20 protein-coding genes are annotated in these 18,319 nt (G+C 63.3%); 12 read left to right on the forward strand and 8 right to left on the reverse strand.

Translation table 11 applies throughout. The annotated features are described in order from the left end of the window. Window positions 1–122 precede the first annotated feature (122 nt). From J2X67_RS24735 to J2X67_RS24770, 8 genes are all read left to right on the forward strand, one after another. Window positions 123–1,697 (forward strand): phospholipase D family protein, encoded by a 1,575-nt coding sequence (locus tag J2X67_RS24735; RefSeq protein WP_309957469.1) that lies wholly within the window; start codon window positions 123–125, stop codon window positions 1,695–1,697. 9 nt (window positions 1,698–1,706) lie between these two features. Next, window positions 1,707–2,495, forward strand: a complete 789-nt coding sequence (locus J2X67_RS24740; protein WP_309957471.1) for a sterol desaturase family protein — start codon at window positions 1,707–1,709, stop codon at window positions 2,493–2,495. Continuing rightward, window positions 2,479–3,438, forward strand: a complete 960-nt coding sequence (locus tag J2X67_RS24745; protein ID WP_309957472.1) for a fatty acid desaturase — start codon at window positions 2,479–2,481, stop codon at window positions 3,436–3,438. The genes J2X67_RS24740 and J2X67_RS24745 overlap by 17 nt, the downstream gene beginning before the upstream one ends. A gap of 3 nt (window positions 3,439–3,441) precedes the next feature. Then, complete coding sequence (locus tag J2X67_RS24750; protein WP_309957474.1) at window positions 3,442–5,388, forward strand: 3-oxoacyl-[acyl-carrier-protein] synthase III C-terminal domain-containing protein; 1,947 nt, start codon at window positions 3,442–3,444, stop codon at window positions 5,386–5,388. Further along, window positions 5,372–6,283 carry a DUF6999 family protein gene (locus tag J2X67_RS24755; protein ID WP_309957476.1) on the forward strand — a complete coding sequence of 304 codons (912 nt, stop codon included), beginning with the start codon at window positions 5,372–5,374 and terminating at the stop codon, window positions 6,281–6,283. The genes J2X67_RS24750 and J2X67_RS24755 overlap by 17 nt, the downstream gene beginning before the upstream one ends. An 18-nt stretch (window positions 6,284–6,301) precedes the next feature. After that, window positions 6,302–6,670 (forward strand): hypothetical protein, encoded by a 369-nt coding sequence (locus J2X67_RS24760; protein WP_309957478.1) that lies wholly within the window; start codon window positions 6,302–6,304, stop codon window positions 6,668–6,670. Then, on the forward strand, window positions 6,657–6,887 hold the full coding sequence (locus J2X67_RS24765) for a hypothetical protein (RefSeq protein WP_012747462.1): 231 nt from the start codon (window positions 6,657–6,659) through the stop codon (window positions 6,885–6,887). Before J2X67_RS24760 ends, J2X67_RS24765 begins: the two co-directional genes overlap by 14 nt. Window positions 6,888–7,101: 214 nt before the next feature. Continuing rightward, window positions 7,102–7,683, forward strand: a complete 582-nt coding sequence (locus tag J2X67_RS24770) for a hypothetical protein (protein WP_309957480.1) — start codon at window positions 7,102–7,104, stop codon at window positions 7,681–7,683. Here the strand turns inward: J2X67_RS24770 and J2X67_RS24775 are convergent. Beyond that, complete coding sequence (locus J2X67_RS24775; protein WP_309957482.1) at window positions 7,677–8,525, reverse strand: metal-dependent hydrolase; 849 nt, start codon at window positions 8,523–8,525, stop codon at window positions 7,677–7,679. The genes J2X67_RS24770 and J2X67_RS24775 overlap by 7 nt on opposite strands. Window positions 8,526–8,632: 107 nt before the next feature. On the opposite strand from J2X67_RS24775, the gene J2X67_RS24780 reads away from it, so the two are divergent. Further along, window positions 8,633–9,262 (forward strand): helix-turn-helix domain-containing protein, encoded by a 630-nt coding sequence (locus tag J2X67_RS24780; RefSeq protein ID WP_309957598.1) that lies wholly within the window; start codon window positions 8,633–8,635, stop codon window positions 9,260–9,262. Window positions 9,263–9,271: 9 nt separating this feature from the next. Here J2X67_RS24780 and J2X67_RS24785 read toward each other — a convergent pair whose 3' ends face one another. Both J2X67_RS24785 and J2X67_RS24790 read right to left on the reverse strand, forming a co-directional pair. Further along, window positions 9,272–9,640: a nuclear transport factor 2 family protein gene (locus J2X67_RS24785; protein WP_309957484.1), complete on the reverse strand. Its 369-nt coding sequence runs from the start codon at window positions 9,638–9,640 to the stop codon at window positions 9,272–9,274. 13 nt (window positions 9,641–9,653) lie between these two features. Beyond that, the gene (locus J2X67_RS24790) at window positions 9,654–11,828 is read right to left on the reverse strand and encodes a sodium-translocating pyrophosphatase (RefSeq protein ID WP_309957486.1); all 2,175 of its coding nucleotides are present in this window, start codon (window positions 11,826–11,828) and stop codon (window positions 9,654–9,656) included. Between the two features lie 254 nt (window positions 11,829–12,082). On the opposite strand from J2X67_RS24790, the gene ppa reads away from it, so the two are divergent. Then, window positions 12,083–12,610 carry an inorganic diphosphatase gene (gene ppa / locus J2X67_RS24795; RefSeq protein WP_093019105.1) on the forward strand — a complete coding sequence of 176 codons (528 nt, stop codon included), beginning with the start codon at window positions 12,083–12,085 and terminating at the stop codon, window positions 12,608–12,610. A gap of 37 nt (window positions 12,611–12,647) precedes the next feature. Here the strand turns inward: ppa and J2X67_RS24800 are convergent, their stop codons facing one another. Together J2X67_RS24800 and J2X67_RS24805 are read right to left on the reverse strand one after the other, a co-directional pair. Next, a complete protein-coding gene (locus J2X67_RS24800) occupies window positions 12,648–13,400 on the reverse strand; it encodes a hypothetical protein (RefSeq protein WP_309957489.1) in 753 nt (250 codons plus the stop codon). Window positions 13,401–13,479: 79 nt separating this feature from the next. Next, window positions 13,480–14,661 carry a GNAT family N-acetyltransferase gene (locus J2X67_RS24805; RefSeq protein WP_309957491.1) on the reverse strand — a complete coding sequence of 394 codons (1,182 nt, stop codon included), beginning with the start codon at window positions 14,659–14,661 and terminating at the stop codon, window positions 13,480–13,482. Window positions 14,662–14,680: 19 nt separating this feature from the next. Here J2X67_RS24805 and J2X67_RS24810 point away from each other — a divergent pair, with 19 nt between their 5' ends. Together J2X67_RS24810 and J2X67_RS24815 are read left to right on the forward strand one after the other, a co-directional pair. Further along, the gene (locus tag J2X67_RS24810; protein WP_309957493.1) at window positions 14,681–16,384 is read left to right on the forward strand and encodes an NAD+ synthase; all 1,704 of its coding nucleotides are present in this window, start codon (window positions 14,681–14,683) and stop codon (window positions 16,382–16,384) included. Beyond that, window positions 16,381–16,719 (forward strand): P-II family nitrogen regulator, encoded by a 339-nt coding sequence (locus J2X67_RS24815; RefSeq protein WP_126746480.1) that lies wholly within the window; start codon window positions 16,381–16,383, stop codon window positions 16,717–16,719. Before J2X67_RS24810 ends, J2X67_RS24815 begins: the two co-directional genes overlap by 4 nt. A 27-nt stretch (window positions 16,720–16,746) precedes the next feature. Here J2X67_RS24815 and J2X67_RS24820 read toward each other — a convergent pair whose 3' ends face one another. From J2X67_RS24820 to J2X67_RS24830, 3 genes are read right to left on the reverse strand one after another with little or no spacing between them, the layout of a single operon-like run. Beyond that, window positions 16,747–17,337 carry a TIGR00730 family Rossman fold protein gene (locus tag J2X67_RS24820; RefSeq protein WP_309957497.1) on the reverse strand — a complete coding sequence of 197 codons (591 nt, stop codon included), beginning with the start codon at window positions 17,335–17,337 and terminating at the stop codon, window positions 16,747–16,749. Window positions 17,338–17,368: 31 nt separating this feature from the next. Further along, the gene (locus J2X67_RS24825; protein ID WP_309957499.1) at window positions 17,369–17,776 is read right to left on the reverse strand and encodes a diacylglycerol kinase; all 408 of its coding nucleotides are present in this window, start codon (window positions 17,774–17,776) and stop codon (window positions 17,369–17,371) included. Then, window positions 17,773–18,234, reverse strand: coding sequence for an RDD family protein (locus tag J2X67_RS24830; protein WP_409050546.1), 462 nt, complete (start codon window positions 18,232–18,234; stop codon window positions 17,773–17,775). The genes J2X67_RS24825 and J2X67_RS24830 overlap by 4 nt, the downstream gene beginning before the upstream one ends. Window positions 18,235–18,319: the final 85 nt, after the last annotated feature.

An 18,319-nucleotide genomic window follows, 5' to 3' on the forward strand; every position in this document is an offset into this window, starting at 1 on the left:
ATTGAGCGAATTCTAGGATGGGCGTGCAGATCAAGAACGAGGCCTGAATGAAACCGACACGCGCCGGAGGGCGTAGCCATGGAATCGTCCAAGAAAACCAAAGAGGACACCAGTCCACCATCATGAATGCCTGGTCTCGACTTCTTCAAATCTGCCTTTCGGCCGTGCTGATCGCATTGCTGGCGGCCTGCGGCTCATTGCCCCCGGCGCGCCCGCGGGCGCCAACGGCGGCGGCAGCAGTCGACTCTTCCACCACGCTCGCGAAGATCGCGGCGGCCTCGACGCCGCCTGGGGAGCATTCGGGCTTTCGCTTGATGCCGCTGGGCGTGTATTCGCTCGATGCGCGCGTGCAGCTTGCCCAGCGCGCCCAGCGGTCGCTGGTGGTGCAGTACTACCAGTTCGAGAACGACGCCACCGGGCGCCTCTTGATGCGCGCGCTGCGCGAGGCGGCAGCCCGTGGCGTGAAGGTTCGGCTGCTGGTGGACGATCTGTATACAGTCAAGAGCCAGCAATTGCTGCTGGCACTTTCCGAAGCGCCCAACGTGGACGTGCGGCTGTTCAACCCGTTCTGTTGCGGGCGCAACGGCTTTCTTTCGCGCTTTGCTGCATCGCCGCACGAAATAGGGCGTCTCAACCACCGCATGCACAACAAGCTGTTCATTGCCGATGGAGTGATGGCGGTGGTGGGCGGGCGCAACATAGCCGACGAATATTTTGTGCTGAGCGAGGCGCAAAACTTCATCGACATGGACGCGCTGGTGGTGGGCAAGGTGCTGCCGCAGCTGGAGTCGATCTTCGACGCCTACTGGAACAGCGAGCAGGTCTGGCCCATTGCCGATATCGTGCGCGGCGAGGGCGGCCGAATGCCGACTGCGGCAGACTTCGATGCCTGGATAGGCATGGCGGCGGCACCGCCGAAGATCGTGCTTCCGCCGTCAGACATCTTGGGTTACGGGCCCATTGCAGAAGAGCTCGACGGCGGCCGAATGGGCTTGCTTTGGGGTAATGCCCGTGCCATTGCGGACCCTCCGACCAAGCCGACGACCATGACGGCAGACGAGGCCATTGCCACGAGTGTGACCATGCAGGTCTGGACGCTGATGATGGATGCCAAGGTCCAGGTCGACCTGACCTCGCCGTACCTCGTGCCGGGCGAGCGCGGCATGGCGGCCTTCGAAGACCTTGCAAAGCGCAACGTCAAGCTCACGCTGCTCACCAACTCGCTGGCCGCCAACGACGAGCCGCTGGTGCACACCGGCTACGCCCGCTACCGCGAGCGGCTGCTGAAGGGCGGAGCCGATCTGTATGAACTGAGCCCGCAGCGCACCACCGCGGGCGAGCGCTTCGGCATGTTCGGCAAATCGCTGGGGCGGCTGCACTCCAAGACGGCCGCCATCGACAAGACACGCATCTTCATCGGATCGATGAACCTCGATCCGCGCTCGGCGAGCCAGAACACGGAAATGGGCCTGGTGGTCGACAGCCCGCAGCTGGCGCGCGAAATGCTGCGCGTCATCAACATCAGCAAGCTGCAGAACTCATACCGCCTGCGCCTTGCCAAGGACACCGGCACGCTGCAGTGGCTCACGAACGACGGCGAGAAAGAAGTCATCCTGACCTCTGAACCGGAGTCGACCTTCTTCCAGCGGCTCCACAACATGATCATTGCGCCCCTTGTTCCCGAAATGCTGCTGTAGCCTCGGGGGATGGCGCAAATATTTACAAATTTGTCGGTCCTCCAGGTGATGTGCTGGGGGCTGATGTTTTTCGGCTCGATTTATCTGGGGTTCGGCGCTCTCAACTGGCTGTTGACCCGGCGGGTGCTGCCGGCGCTCGGCATTGGCCGGGCGCTCGATCCGCGCCCCTTGCAGCCAGGTCAACTGCGCCGCGAGCTGGCGCAATCGGGCGTTTCGGTGCTGGTTTTTGGACTGGGCATGGTGTTTCCGTGGGGCTTGCTTCAGCTGGGTTGGGCGCAGCTTGACGCCGACGCGGGCTGGCGGCAGGTCGCACTTGAAATCGTGGTGCTCGCGATCTGGAACGACGTGCATTTCTGGTTCAACCATCGCGTGCTGCACATGCGATGGTTGCGGCGCTTTCATGGGCCGCACCATCGTTCGGTCGTGACCACGCCCTGGGCCACCTACAGCTTTCACCCCATCGAGGCGGCAATGCTCGGCAACGTGATCCTGCTGCCGATGCTGCTGCACGACTTCAGCTTCTGGTCGCTCGCCTCGGTGCCGCTGTTCAGCCTGTTCTTCAACAGCATCGGCCACTCGAACTACGATTTTTTTCCCGGGGTGTCTTACAGCCACTGGTTTGCCGCCAGTCGCCGGCACCATTTGCACCACGCCTGCCATGGCGGCAACTACGGTTTCCAGTTCACTTTCATGGATCGGTTGTTCGGCACACGCATAGCCGCCGACGCGGCTGAGCCGCAGTTTCAGGCTTTTCAAGAGAAGCAGCAACGCCAACAGCAGCATGGCACCCCCGCCTGAAGCGCGGCGCCGCCCGGCGGGCCTGCGCCATTGGCGCGACTGGCAGAGCCTTGCATACCTGGTGGCGCTGCCGGCGCTGGCGGCATGGCAGTGGATGCATGGATTTGCCTGGCTGCTCTATGCACCGATGCTGTTTCTTACGCTCGGGGTGGGGGTGATCCATCACAACCATGTGCACCTGCGCATGTGGCGCGGGCGGCGTATGAACCGGTTGACGGACTTCTGGATCACGCTGCTGCAAGGGCACCCGACCTTCGTCTTCTGGCCTGCGCATGTGGCCAACCACCATCGCCACCGGCACGGGCCTCGGGACGTGGCGCGCACCTATCGCTTCGGTGGTGACACCAATCATCTGCGCGGTTACCTGCTGCATCCGCTACAGGCCGTATGGGTGCTGATGCCCGTGTTCTTCGGCTGGCTCGGGCGGCTTCGCAGGCACCGGCCGGGGGCCTGGCGCTATTGCATGGCGCAGTACGTGCTGTGGATAGGCAGCTGGAGCGCGCTGCTGCTGCTCGACTGGCGCAAGGCGCTGCTGTTCGTGATCGTGCCGCAGTTGCACGGGCTGCATTGGCTGCTGGCCACCAACTATCTGCAACATGCGCACGCCGATGGACGCGGGCCTGCGCCCGATGCAGGCGCGCGGCGCAATACCGCGGGTACTCGCCTGAACTACGCGCGCAATTTCGAGGGGCTGGTGAACCCTTTGCTGTTCAACATTGGCCTGCACACCGCACATCACGAGAACCCGCATGTCCATTGGTCCGAGCTCACGCAATTGCACCGTACGCGTTACCGCGCGCAGGTCGATCCCGCGCTCAACGAGCAAGGCCTGGTGCCATACATGGTTCGGGTGTTTGTGCTGGGAGCGCTGTGGCCGCGTTTTCGCAGCCGTTCGCTGATGCCACCAATGCCTTCCGTGCCGCCCGAGTCTTCAACCCACTGAACCATGCCTGTTCCATTTCAACGCGTCTACATCGAGAGCACCGGCTACTACCTGCCCGGCGAGCCCATTTCCAACGAGCGCATGGATGCATTCATTGCCCCGCTCAACCGCATGTCGGACCGCATCAAGCGGCGCATCCTGGCCGAGAACGGCATCGTCACGCGGCACTACGCGATCGACGAGGAGGGTGTAACGCGCGAAACCAACGCGCAGCTTGCGGCGGGCGCCATTCGCGATTGCCTGCAGCGTGGCGGTGCCGAGCTTTCGCGCGTCTCGCTGCTTGCCAGCGGTTCTTCGGGCGGCGACACGCTGATGCCGGGCTTTGCCAACATGATCCAGGGGGAGCTGGCGGCGGCGCCGATGGAAACGGTGTCTGTGCACGGTATTTGCGCCGCGGGTGTGTCTGCCATCCAGTCGGCCGCCCAAGGCATCGAGCTGGGCGCACACCGCACGGCACTTGCGGTGGCAAGCGAAATGCCATCGCGGCTTTTCAAGCGGTCGCGCTTCGCGGCGCGCGGCTACGAGACGGATTTCGATTCGCATTTTTTGCGCTGGATGCTTTCTGACGGCGCGGGCGCGCTGCTGCTGTCAGACGGCACGCCTGGGCTGGCCGGCACCCCCGGGTTGCGCTTGCGGCTGAAATGGGTGCACCAGCGCGCGTTTTCGGGGGACTACCCGGTGTGCATGCAACTCGGCCTGACCGAAGACCGCGCGCGTGGCCATCTCGACTACGGTTCCTGGGCCGAGGCCGAAGCGGCTGGCGCCTTGCAACTGCGGCAAGACATCCGCCTGCTGCCGCATCTGTTCGATATTGGCATTCACGAATACGCGACGCTGGTGCGCGATGGTTGGGTCGATCCGAAGCGGGTCGATCACTTCCTGTGCCACTACTCGTCGGAAAAATTCATTCCCGTGGTGGAAGACCTGATGGCCAAGGCCGACCTGGCAATTCCGCGCGAGAAATGGTGGAGCAACCTCGCATGGCGCGGCAACACCGGTGCCGCGTCGATCCTGATCATGTTGTCGGAGTTCCTGCACACCAAGGCGCTGAAGCCCGGTGAACAGATCTTCTGCTACGTGCCGGAGTCGGGCCGCTTCATGGCCGCCTACATGCTGCTGGAGGTCGAGGCTGCGGATGCGGCCCCTCAAGCAGTGCCCGTCTCACGCACAGCCGGTGAAACTGCGCCGGCGGATGACCAGATTTCGATTGCGCCGCCGCACGACCCGGCTATCGCGCCCGAAGGCCTTGGCGCCTTGCTGACCGAGTTGGCGGGCATCTGGCACGACTACCGCTCGGACGTCTGGCGCACGCCGTTGATCCGCCAGATTCGCGAACGCCGCTTTGCGCTGCCCGACTACCTGAACTGGATGGAGCAGTGGGTACCTCAAGTGCGCGAAGGCAGCCGCTGGATGCGAGAAGGCGCCGCTTCGCTGACCGGGCCTTACAAGACCCTGGCCGCGCTGATCGACGTGCACGCGGGCGAGGAGCAGGACGACTTCAACATTCTCTTCAGCGACTACCGGAAAGCCGGCGGCACCGTGGCCGAGATCGGCGACCTGCGACGCAACCCGGGCGGGGAGGCGCTCAACGCCTACCTTCATGGCTTGGCCGCCACACGCGACCCGATTGGGCTCCTGGGCGCGATCTACATCATCGAAGGCACGGGGCAGCGTATCGTGCCGGCGCTGCTGCCACTCATCAAGGCCGGCCTGAAGCTGCCGCCCGACGCGTTCCGCTTTCTCGAATACCACGGCCATAACGACGAGAACCATCTGAACAGGTGGCTCGCCGCGGTCGAGATGGTGATGGCGGTGGAGGCCGTCGAAGGCGTCAAAGGGCAGGGCCGCGCGGCCCGTCAGATCATCGATACGGCGCGCCACACGGCCGCGCTGTACCTGATGCAGTTTCAGCACATCACGGAGCGAATGTCACATGAGCCGAATGCCTGATTTTCTTGAGCAGGGTCACGACGAGCGGGACCCCAGCCCCTGGCTCGCGCTCTACCTCGACCAGAGCACCCCGTTGCCCGACGAGGTCAAGGCGGCTTGGCTGGCGGACTCGAGCTCGGGCTCGCGCCAGTACCTGCTGCCGTTTTTGCGACCTGTGGCCCGGCTGACCATCATCCTGATCCAGGTGGTGAAGGTGTTCGTGCCGCGCAACTGGTCGCATTCCAAATTGCTGCACAACCTGCTCGCCTGGGGGCTGAAGCGCTTCGTCTCGCCGGAGGCGAACTGGCTGATCCTGCGGCACTTCCACTTGGGATCTCAGGTGCTGAGCTTCATCGGCCGCAATTCACCCGCGCCGGTGGGTACCTCGCCACTGGAGCCCGCCAATATCGATGCGCTCAGGGACGAGATGTTCCTGAAGCACGACCTGAATCTCTTCAATTTTGTGATCCGCCTGAACCAGGCACTCCGCGACCGAGGCCTGGTACTAGGCAAGGCGCCGAATGTCGACTTTTCGATGATCAAGGACCCGGGCTTGCAACTTTCGGACATGCCGAGCGGAAAGCTGAATTTTCTTGACCTGCAGAGCGCAATCGAGCTTTTTACGCCCCTTTATCAGTTGATGCTCACGGATAATGACTTTTGGCGCGCTGCGAACTCGCTGCAACTGGACGAGACCGTCGGCATTTACGCAGCAACCCTTCTGGGTGCGCCCGAACATCTCATTCTGGTGAACAACAAGCACCCGCTGGTGCCGCTTTCAACCCTCCGGGCGGGGCATCGCCTGGTCATTCATGGGCTCTCGACGGAAATGCTGCACAGCCTGCTTCGGCGAATGCAGGCTGCGCATGCGGCCACGCCGGAGCCAACCCCCACACGGGAGGAGGCACTTGCATAAAGCGTATGCTGCCCCCAGATGGATCCCATGAACACGACCCATAATCCGTCTCCCAAGACCGATCTGGCAGTGACCCACGTGCTGGCTCAACTGCTGGAGCGGCTCGAGCACAGCTCCGTTCCCGTTGGGGCGGAGCAGTACCGCTCGGTGGTCGAGCACCTCGTGCATGAATTCAGCGACGTTGAACCAGGCGCCGACCTGGGCCGTTTGCTCGATGCCTATCCGGCGGCTGCCGAGGTGTACGAAAATCTGAACTATCAACACGCCGGCCTGTGCCGCTCGGCGCTGGATGCGGCGCTTGCAGCCGAAGTCCGCGCCAGAGACGTTATTGCACGCGCCATGCGAAACACTGAACCCAAAAAGGACAAAGCCGATGGCCAAAGCTGAGGTGAAGACTGCCGTCGTGGCCGATGGCTTGCGTTACAAGTCGAAAGCGCCGGGATCCCCGTTCCGCGCATCCGCATCGTTCAGCGGGGCAACCATGTCCTGCTTCATGTGCGGCAAGCACCGGGTCCGCTCGCAACTGCGCACCCGCCAGGTGCTCGGCAAGTCGCAAACCGTGTGCGCGCCTTCCTGCAAGGCGCTGGACGAGTCGCTCGAATAGCCCGCGGCGCCCGGCTAGCAGGGCCGAGCGTCTTTTTGGCGACATGCCCGAGCATCGCCGGTGCAGATTTCCTTCCCTATTTGCGGTATTCGATATACAGTTAGACACAATTGATGCAAGTAATTGCAGTCAATAAAAAGTTCTAATTTAGTCGACGCAATGATTTTGTATAGGCAAGACGCCCAGCGCTGGGCGGCGTGCGGAAGGACCTGCAATGAATAAATCACGTCATGTTGTCATGCAGGTGGTCAAGCGCTCTTCGGGCAGCGCGACGCACCACGTCGAATTTTTCATGGACAACATCTTTGCCGAGCGCCTGCGGCAGTTGCGTTCGCTGGTTCCTCCGCTTGGCAGCCTCAACAAACAGCGCGACCTGGTGATCGACAAGGTGCGTGTGCGTCTGCCAAACGCCATTTGGCGCACCGGCAGCCACGTCGACAGCGGCGTCGAGGGCTCATGCATCGTGATTGCGGCAGAGGGCTCGTTCAACTGCGGCGGCAAAGATCGCAACACGCGTGAGAAGCTGGTTACCTACAACTTTTCGATTGCGCGCCTGATTGAGCTGCACGACGAACGCGCCGACAACGAAACCCTTTATATCCGCGACGGCACCTTCGCCAACGATGAGCCTGCCGAGTCGGCCGCGGGCCAGTGGGTCGCCTCATTGAACGAGCTGGAAGCCGTAATGCGCGTTCCAGACGCTCCTTCGGACTTCGACACCTTGCATGACTTGACGATGCGGCCCGACCACCGGCCAGCCGCGAGCCCTCCCACGCACCGGGCCAGCTTTTACTGAAGAGCAGCGCCGGCGGCCTCGGGTGCTGTACCTACGGCCGTGAACTGCGCGCGGTTGTCTTCCAGCCAGCGCGCTGAAAGACTGCTGTCTTGCTGCGCAGGATGAAAGTCTGCGCGAAAGTAGCTGCGCCAGGCGCCCCAGTTTCCTCGCAGCAGGCCGTCCCGGCTCAGCAGGATGCGCGCGGCGCTTTTCCATGTTGCCCACTTCCACAGCTGGCCTTCATGGCGCAGGTTGTCGACTGTCTGGCGCAGCAGGTCGCCAAGGAACATGACGGTGACCCGGCGAAACCAGCGGGTGCGCCATCGGTCGGAACCGCCAGCAGCCTTGTACACATCGAACGCGACGGACTTGTGCTCCAGCTCTTCAGCGCAGTGCCAAAGCCACATGATCCGCAGCCGCGGTTCGGCGCCGTCGAGCACGTCAGGGTGGGCCAGCAGCCACTCGGCGAACATTGCCGTGAAGTGCTCCGTTGCCGCGGTCACTGCCAGTGCGTGGCGAGGGTCCGCTCCCTCCATCAACTCCATGCGCTTGGCGGCGCGCGGCGTCCAGCCGTCTTTGAAGCCCTGGGATTCGAGGTGGCCGTTGAATAGCGAGTGGATGCGGCGGTGCGTAGCCTCTTGACCAATGAACCCTCGCACCTGGGCACGGTACTCTTCCTGTGCGTCGGCCGGCAGCGTGGCCACGGTGTCGCGCACGGCATCGATGAAAAACTGCTCGCCGAACGGGAAGCTCAGCGACAACGCGTTGAAAAAGGCAGTGGAGAATGCATCGCCCCCGCACCAGTTGCGAACGAAAGGGGTCTGCAGATCGATCAGGAGGCGGCGCACGACAAGGTCGGTCATCGGAAATATCCTCTGGAAGCAGTTGGTACACACGAGTACCGATTTCTTCGATGGTGCGCAGAATGGCTGGTACCGTCAAGTACCACGGCGTAGGAAAATGTACCTTCATGAGTATCGCGACTGAAAAACCAGCCGCTGCCGGCCCTTTCGGGGATGCGGTCCACGAGCATTACTCAAGGTTGCTTGAGGGCATGGCGCGCGCGGTTGCGGCCAAGGGCTACGCGGAGACCACCATTGCCGACATCGTGCGCGAAGCGGCGGTTTCGCGGCGCACGTTCTACGAGCACTTCACAACCAAAGCGGAATGCCTGATTGCGTTGTACGAGGCCGCCAGCAAACTGGCGTTGCGCGCGGTCAGCGAGGCCTTCGACCCGGCGCAGCCTTGGCACGCGCAGGTGGAGCGGGCGATGAGCGCGTATTTCGACTACCTTGCCCAGGACCCGGTGTTGTTGCGTACGCTGTTCGTCGAGATCTTGGGCCTCGGCATGCCGGGCCTTGCAGCACGGCGCCGGGTAAACGACGAAATCGCCAGCTTCATTCAGCTGGCCATCAACGGCGGCGGTTCTCAAGAAGGGCCGGCGGCGCACCTCACCAGCGAAATGGCGATGACGGTAGTGGGCGGCATCAACGAACTGGTGCTCCAGGCCATCGAGCAAGACCAGGCCGGAAGCCTGGGCCAGTTGGTGGCTCCGGCCACACGCCTCGTGCGGGCGGTGGCGGCCGAAAGCTTGAGGTAGCGCAGGCAATCAGGCTGGCTTGGCCTGCGCCGGGTCGTAGAAGAATTCTTCCTCGGCGATGAGGTCGCCAGCCCAGCGTTGCCAGGCGAGTTCTTCCATGCGCATGGCCTTGCCGCCCTTGAACCGAAAGTCGAACACCCACCGGATCACCACGTGGTCGCCGTTCACCAGCACAGGACGCACGCAGGTCGAGACGACGGATTCCGTCCGATCAAGCACGGCCTGCTCGTGCGCAACCAGCGTGCCGCGGCCACGCCTGGGCTCGGCCCGGTTCTCACGCATGGTGGCGTCTTCGGTGTAGTAGTTTTCGATGGCCTTGGCATGCGCGCCGCTTTCGACGGCGGCAATAAAGGCCTCGAGTCTTTCCGCTGAAGGCATCAGGTGCTGGCTTTCACTTTACGGCGCCCGAAGCGACCGGTGCCGGCGGCGTTGCGGAAGCGGCCGGTGCGGTGACTGCCACTGGCGCCTCCACCTTGTGCGGCATGGCCGCCGCCGCATCGCCCGCATGGAACTTGACCACCAGCGGCACGATGAGAAGCGCAACGATGTTGATGATCTTGATCAGCGGGTTCACCGCCGGGCCGGCTGTGTCCTTGTAGGGGTCGCCCACGGTGTCGCCGGTGACGGCGGCCTTGTGTGCTTCGGAGCCCTTGCCGCCATGGTGGCCGTCTTCGATGTACTTCTTGGCGTTGTCCCATGCGCCGCCGCCCGTGCACATCGATATGGCAACGAACAGGCCCGTGACGATGGTGCCCATCAGCAAGCCGCCAAGCGCCTTGGGGCCGAGCAGCAGGCCGACCAGAATCGGCACCACCACCGGCAGCAGCGACGGGATCATCATTTCCTTGATGGCTGCGCCGGTCAGCATGCCCACTGCCTTGCCGTACTCGGGCTTGCCGGTGCCTTCCATGATGCCGGGAATGTCGCGGAACTGCCTGCGCACTTCTTCCACCACGGCACCGGCCGCCCGGCCCACGGCCTCCATGGCCATGGCGCCGAACAGGTAGGGGATCAGCCCGCCGATGAAGAGACCGACGATCACCATCGGGTCGCTCAGGTTGAAGCTGATGTTCAGCCCGAAGCTCTCCAGCTTGTGGGTGTAGTCTGCAAAGAGCACCAGCGAGGCCAGGCCGGCCGAACCGATCGCGTAGCCCTTGGTCACTGCCTTGGTGGTGTTGCCGACGGCATCGAGCGGGTCGGTCACGGCGCGTACGCTGTCGGGCAGTTCGCTCATTTCGGCGATGCCGCCGGCGTTGTCGGTAATGGGGCCGTAGGCGTCGAGCGCAACCACGATGCCGGCCATGCTGAGCATCGACGTGGCGGCCACCGCAATACCGTAAAGGCCCGCGAGCGAGTATGAAGCCAGGATCGCGATGCACACAAAGATCACCGGCCAGGCCGTGGAGCGCATCGAGACGCCCAGGCCGGCGATGATGTTGGTGCCATGGCCGGTGGTCGAGGCCTGCGCGATGTGCTGCACCGGCTTGTACTGCGTGCCCGTGTAGTACTCGGTAACCCACACCAGCGCGGCTGTGAGCGCCAAGCCTACGAAGCAGGCGCCGAACAGCTTCAGTTGGCTGCCGCTCGGAGCGATGGCGTTGTCCGGGACGATCCAGCTCGTCACAAACCAGAAAGCGATCAGCGACAGGAGGCCCGCCACCGCCAGGCCCTTGTAGAGCGCCGGCATCACGTTGACCATGCCCGGCGAGGCCTTGACGAAGAAGCAGCCGATGATCGACGCGATGATCGACACGCCCCCCAGTGCGAGCGGGTACAGCACCGCGTTGACCGGCGCCGCGGCAACCATGAGCGCGCCCAGCACCATGGTGGCAATGAGCGTCACCGCGTAGGTTTCGAACAGGTCGGCCGCCATGCCGGCGCAGTCGCCGACGTTGTCGCCCACGTTGTCCGCAATCACGGCGGGGTTGCGCGGATCGTCTTCAGGAATACCGGCTTCGACCTTGCCCACCAGGTCGGCGCCCACGTCGGCACCCTTGGTAAAAATGCCGCCGCCCAGCCGCGCGAAGATGGAGATCAGCGACGAGCCGAAGGCAAAGCCGATGAGCGGGTTGAGAATGGCCGACAGGCTGCGGTCGGGTGTGAGATTGCCGTTACCCGCCAGAAACCAGTAGAAGACCGAAACGCCCAGCAGCCCCAAGCCAACCACCAGCATGCCGGTGATCGCGCCGCCGCGAAACGCGACATCGAGCGCCGGGCCGATACCTTGGGTGGCCGCCTGCGCGGTGCGCACGTTGGCGCGCACCGACACGTTCATGCCAATGAAGCCGCAGGCGCCCGAAAGCACGGCGCCCACCACAAAGCCGATGGCTGTGGTCGCATCCAGAAAAATGCCGATGAGAATGGCCAGGACGACGCCGACCACCGCAATGGTGGTGTACTGCTTGGCGAGGTAGGCCGATGCGCCGGCCTGGATGGCCGCCGCTATTTCCTGCATCCGGGCGTTGCCCGGGTCCTTGGCGAGAATCCAACTTCGGGCCCAGAAACCGTAGCCGACGGCCACGAGGCCGCAGACGATGGCGAGTATCAGGGGGGTGTTGCCGATCATGCTTTGCTTCTCCATTCGTTCGTTGTGACTTGTGGAGACGGACAGCATGGGTCCTGCGCGCAACGCGTACGGGACCCAGGTTTTCCGTCGCGTTGCTTCCTCGAAGCTCGCTGCACCGAAGTGCGGAGCCGATTGGCCAACGGGTGCAATTTACAGGCAAAAACAGGAACGTGTGCGACCGTGCCATGACACGGAAAGTAAACTCCGGGTTTGTCCCCATCTCCTCTCATACTTTTCAACTACTCGAAAACGTCATGTCCTTCGACAAAGTCTCCCCCGGCAAGAACATTCCCGACGCCTTCAATGTCGTGATCGAAATCCCGATGAACGCCGACCCGATCAAGTACGAAGTCGACAAGGAATCGGGCGCGATCTTCGTCGACCGCTTCATGACGACCGCCATGTACTACCCGGCCAACTACGGCTACGTGCCCCAGACGCTCTCGGGCGATGGCGACCCGGTCGACGTGCTGGTGATTGCTCCGTACCCGCTGTTGCCCGGCGTGGTGGTGCCATGCCGTCCGCTCGGCATCCTGATGATGGAAGACGAAGCCGGCGTGGACGGCAAGGTGCTTGCCGTGCCCACCGACAAGGTGCTGCCGATCTACAGCCACTGGAAGTCGGTGGACGACGTGAACCCGATGCGCCTGAAGGCCATCAGCCACTTCTTCGAGCACTACAAGGACCTGGAAGCCGGCAAGTGGGTCAAGGTGCTGGGCTGGGAAGGCATCGACGCGGCCAAGAAGGAAGTCATCGACGGTATCGCCGCCTACAAGAAGTAATCGGATAGGTGCAGGGTAGGCGCCCGAAGGCGATGCCTCAACCCTGTACCGCGTCTCCGGCCAGCCGCATCCACTCCCGGTTGACGGAACGGGCGTGCGAGTTCCAATGGCGCGCAGCTTGCTGGAGCTCGCCCCAGTGCCGCTGCGCACCGGCCGAATCGCCTTGCTGGGCCAGCCACGCAATGTAGCGGGCACGTGTCTCTACGGTGTTGTACTGGTTCAACGCGGTTTCGAATGACTCGCGCGCTTCGGCATGACGCCCGTCAGCCGCAAGTGCGCGAGCGGCAAGCACGGCAACCTCGTCTCTGCGGTAGTCGTCTCGCGTAGCGCGCAGAGTCTCGATCACCTGTAGCGCATCGCGTCCCGAAGCCGGGCCGCCGGCGGCGAGCAGGGCGCTGGCCAGGCCAAATTGCAACTCGGGATCGGACGCAAGCGGACCTTTCAGCGCGTCGCGGTAGTGCCCGACTGCGTCTGCAGCCTGCCCCTTGTTCAACGCAGCCTTGGCCAGGCGGAGCTTGTTCTGGGCCGTTGGAGCGAGGTCATAGGCGTCGGTTGCCGCCCTGTATTCGCGCTCGGGGTCGATGAACCCGATAGCGGCATTTGCCACCTTGCCGGCGGTTCGCTGCAGGCGCGAGGCAGGCAGGTACTCGACCATGAAATACACGATGCTGCCCAGCAGGGGGAAGCTGAAGAGAATGATGAGCCAGTACATCTGCTTGCCGTGGCGCATCGCATGCACCGCGAAAAACAGCGCAATGAGGATGTGCAGCCCCAGTCCCAGGAATGGCATCGATTTTCTTTCTGCTGTTGGATGTTGGGCGCGTTTATAGCAGCCCCGGATGGCGGCAGGCCGACCGCCGTCCCCGCTCTCAGGCCGCCTTGAACGGACTGCGTTCGCCCAGGTGATCCATGTAGCTGCCGATGCCTTCACCCTCGCGCTCCAGAAAGCGCTCGACCGCATCGGCGAATGCCGGATGCGCCAGCCAGTGCGCGCTGGTTGTCTTGACCGGCATCAGCGCGCGCGCCATCTTGTGTTCCCCCTGCGCGCCGCCCTCGAAGCGCGCGACGCCGTGCGCAATGCACCAGGCCAGCGGCTGGTAGTAGCAGGCCTCGAAGTGCAGGCAATCGACGCGTTCGATGGCTCCCCAGTAGCGGCCATAGGCGACGGGCGTGTCGTCGCCGTGCGTGGAGAGCGCGATCAGGCTGGTCGCAATCGGCTTGCCCTCGCGCTCCGCGACGAACAGCAGCCAGGCCTCGGGCATGGTGTCGGCCATGCGGTGGAAGAAATCGCGCGAAAGGTAAGGCGGGTTGCCATGCTCGCGATAAGTGCGCGCATAGCAGCGGTAGAAAAATTCCCAGTCGGCCGGTGCGATGTCGGCGCCGCGAGACCACCGAAAGGTGACGCCCGCTTCGGCTACCTTGCGGCGCTCCTGGCGGATCTTCTTGCGCTTGTCGTGCGAGAGGCTGGCAAGGAACGATTCAAAGTCAGTATACGGCCTGCCCCCATCAGGGCTCGCCGGGGCAGCATTGGTCCAGTGGAACTGCACCGTATTGCGCAGCATGAGGCCCGCTTCGGTGCAGGCGGCAATGTCGGCATCGGAGCCGAACAGCAGGTGCAGCGAAGAGAGCTCTTGCGCCTTGCACCACGCCACCAATGCTTGCACCAGCAACGTGCGGCTTTGCGCATCGCGTGCCAGGAGCCGTGCGCCCGGCACCGGAGTGAACGGCACCGCCACCACGGCCTTGGGGTAATAGGCAAGACCGTGCTGCTCATAGGCATTGGCCCAGGCCCAGTCGAAGACATATTCCCCATAGGAGTGGGTCTTGATGTACGCCGGGCAGGCCGCCTGCAATTGGTCGTTGCACCAGAGCGTGATGAACTGCGGCGCCCAGCCGCTTTCGGGCGAGGCGCTTCCGCTTTCATGGAGCGCCGCAAGGTATTCGTAGCGCATGAAAGGCGAGGGCTGCGTCTCGGCGTCGAGCAGCGCGTTCCATGCTTTCGGGTTCAGGTCCGACAGCGATGCCATCACCCGAATGACATAATCGTTCAAGCCTTTTTCTTCCTTCCGTATGACGCTCAAGCTCGCCGTCGCGCAACTCAATTTTGTGGTGGGCGACATCGCCGGCAACGCGAAAAAAATCGTCGATGCCGCGCAGCAAGCCTACGCAGAGGGTGCGCGTCTTCTGCTGACGCCCGAACTCTCGGTTGCCGGCTATGCGGCCGAGGATCTTTTCCTGCGCCCCGCCTTTACCGAAGCTTGCGATGATGCCGTGAAAGGCATTGCCGCTGCGCTGGCCGGTCTCAAAGACATGGTCGTGGTGGTGGGGCATCCGACCGGCGGAAGCCTGCGCAGCCGTTCTGTGGCGGTGCAGATGCGCCATAACGCCGCCAGCGTGATCAGGGAAGGACGCGTTCTCGAAACCTACGCCAAGCGCGAACTGCCCAACTACCAGGTGTTCGACGAACGCCGCTATTTCACGCCAGGGCAGGGCACTTGCGTGTTCGAGGCCGGCGGGGTCTCGGTGGGCCTGCTCATCTGTGAAGACGCCTGGTTCGACGAGCCGGCCGAACTGGCGCGCGCGGCGGGTGCCGAAGTGCTGGCAGTCGTCAACGCCTCCCCCTACCACGTGGGCAAGGAAGGCGAGCGCGTCGCGCGAATGGCCGATCGTGCCCGGGCGGTCGGCCTGCCGCTGGTCTATGCGCACCTGGTCGGCGGGCAGGACGAAGTGGTGTTCGACGGAGCGTCGTTCGCCCTGAACGCCAACGGTACCCTGGCCCTGCAGGCGGAAAGCTTCAGGGAGCTACTGGTCTTCATGGAACTGGTGCGGCCGTCGCAGGGCGGCGAAGGCATCGGATTCGTGGCCGAGCCGGGAGCGATAGCGCCGCCACGCGACGCCGAGGCCCAGCTTTGGGATGCACTGGTACTGGGCGTGCGGGACTACATCGGCAAGAACGGCTTTCCGGGGGCCATCCTGGGGCTCTCCGGTGGTATCGATTCGGCACTGGTGCTTGCCATTGCAGTCGATGCGCTCGGCAAGGACAAAGTGCGCGCGGTCATGATGCCTTCGCCCTACACGGCAGACATCAGCTGGATCGATGCGCGCGAGATGGCCGCGCGCCTGGGTGTACGGTATGACGAAATATCGATCAAGCACACTTTCGAATCTTTCAAGGGCGCCCTCGCTGATGAGTTCAGGGGCCTGCCTGAGGACACGGCCGAGGAAAACATCCAGGCCCGGATTCGCGGCACACTTTTGATGGCGCTGTCGAACAAGTTCGGTTCGCTCGTTCTCACCACCGGCAACAAGAGCGAAATGGCGACCGGCTATTGCACGCTTTACGGCGACATGGCAGGTGGTTTCGCGGTTATCAAAGACCTGCTGAAGACCACCGTGTTTGCGCTTGCCCGCTGGCGCAATGCCCACGACCCATATGGCACCGGCGCGTCGCCGATTCCGGAGCGGATCATCACGAGGCCCCCCAGCGCCGAACTGCGGCCCGACCAGACCGACCAGGACAGCCTGCCGCCGTACGACATCCTCGACGGCATCCTGGCACGCTACATGCAGGACGATGAAGGCATCGACGAGATCATTGCCGCGGGTTACGAACGCGCAGTGGTCGAGCGGGTTGCGCGGCTCATCAAGATCAATGAATACAAACGGCGCCAGGCGCCAGTGGGCATCCGGGTCACCCATCGCAGCTTCGGCAAAGATTGGCGTTACCCTATCACCAGCAAATTCAACGAAACCGCCGGAGCGCAAAAAACATGAAGCAGATCACCGCCATCGTCAAACCCTTCAAGCTCGAGGACGTGCGCGAAGCGCTGGCCGAAGTGGGTGTAACAGGCCTCACGGTGACCGAAGTCAAGGGTTTTGGCCGCCAGAAAGGGCACACGGAGCTCTATCGTGGTGCTGAATACGTGGTCGACTTCCTGCCGAAGATGAAGGTCGAAGTGGTCGTCAACGAGGGCGACGTGGAGCGCTGCATCGAAGCCATCGTCAATTCGGCTCGCACGGGCAAGATCGGTGACGGGAAGATCTTTGTCACCGAAGTCGAACGCATCGTACGCATTCGCACCGGCGAAGAGAACGAAAACGCCGTGTAAACGGCGCGTGCGCCAGCTTGGCTGTTGCTACAGGTTTTCAGCCAGGCGGTCAGTGCGGGGATGTAGCGGCACCTGGGCGCGCAGCGCGGTGAGCAGTTCGGTGGGGTTGGTGCCAGTGCGGATGAGTTCCATCTGCCATTCGCCCATGAAGCCTTCGCGCACGCTGTGTGCCAGGAAGCCGAGCAGGCCGTCGTAGTAGCCGGCGGTGTTCAGGATGCCGGTCGGCTTGTCGTGATAGCCGAGCTGGCGCCAGGTCCAGATCTCGAAAAGTTCTTCGAAGGTGCCGATGCCGCCCGGAAGGGCAATGAAGGCGTCGGCACGCTCGCCCATCATGGCCTTGCGCTCATGCATGGTGTCGACCACGTGGAGTTCGTCGCAGAGCGTGTTGGCCAGCTCCCGGTCGACCAGCGCCTTGGGAATGATGCCGACCACCCGGCCGCCGGCGTTGCGGGTGGCTTCGGCCACGGTGCCCATCAGGCCGGTGCGCCCACCGCCGTAGACGAGCTGGCCGCGGTGCTGGCCGATCCACTGGCCGACCGCTTCGGCGGCCTTGGAAAACTCAGTGCGCTCGCCGGGACGCGAGCCGCAATACACACAGATCGAAAATTCAGGATTCATGCCGCAATCATGCCTTGTGCGGCAGGCGCTTTCATGACGCGAAGTGCTGCCACAGGGCTGCTAGCCAGATGCCTCCGCACAGCGTGAGCGACAGCAGCACGGCGGCGCTGCCCATGTCTTTGGCGCGCTTTGAAAGGTCGTGCCATTCAGGGCCGATGCGGTCTATGGCGGCTTCGACCGCCGTGTTCAGCAGTTCGACGATCATTACCAGAATGGCGCTCCCGGCCAGCAAGGCGACCTCGACCCAGCTGCGGCCAAGCCAGAAGGCGGCCGGGATCATCACGATGGCCGTGACGGCTTCCTGGCGGAAGGCCGGTTCGCTCCAGCCTGCGCGGAGTCCGTGCAGCGAGATGAGCGTGGCGTGCCACACGCGCTCGAAACCCTTGCGGGCTTTTTGCGGATTGACGGCGGGATCGGGCAGTTTGGGCAAGGCACTCATCGGCGACTCATTGGCTTGGAGGTGATGAGCCGCGTGCCGGCCCAGGCGTCGTGCCAGAACTGGCGCTCGGGGTGGAAGCGGGCCAGCAATGCCCAGACGGCGACCCATCCGAAGATCAAAACCATCGATTCTCCCCCCGAAAGCTTGAAAGGGGCGATGGCAACCAGTGGCGGCAGAAACCAGATCCAGCTCAGCAGGTAGCGCGCCAAGGCGCGGCGCTGGCTCACAGGGCGACCATGCAGGTCGACGATGCGGATGTTCCAGGTTTTCATGGCCAGTGTCTGGCCCCGAGCCCAGAACCAGACGAAATAGACGCCGAACACCACGAAGAGGAATGCCTGGAGCAAGTGCCGGCGCGAATCCATGGCGTCTCGCATCTGGCCGAGCGTGCTGAACAGCCAGCCAGCCACGAACACCACGGCGAACAGGAGCATGCCTTCATAGAGCCAGCACGCCATGCGACGCCATAAGCCGGGCACTATCGAAAGGGGAGCGCTGCTCGAAGGGTCTGCGGGAGGAGAAGGGGAATTCGATTCCGAAACT

The sequence above is a fragment of the Variovorax sp. 3319 genome, assembly GCF_031456585.1.
Lineage (GTDB): Bacteria > Pseudomonadota > Gammaproteobacteria > Burkholderiales > Burkholderiaceae_C > Variovorax > Variovorax paradoxus_P.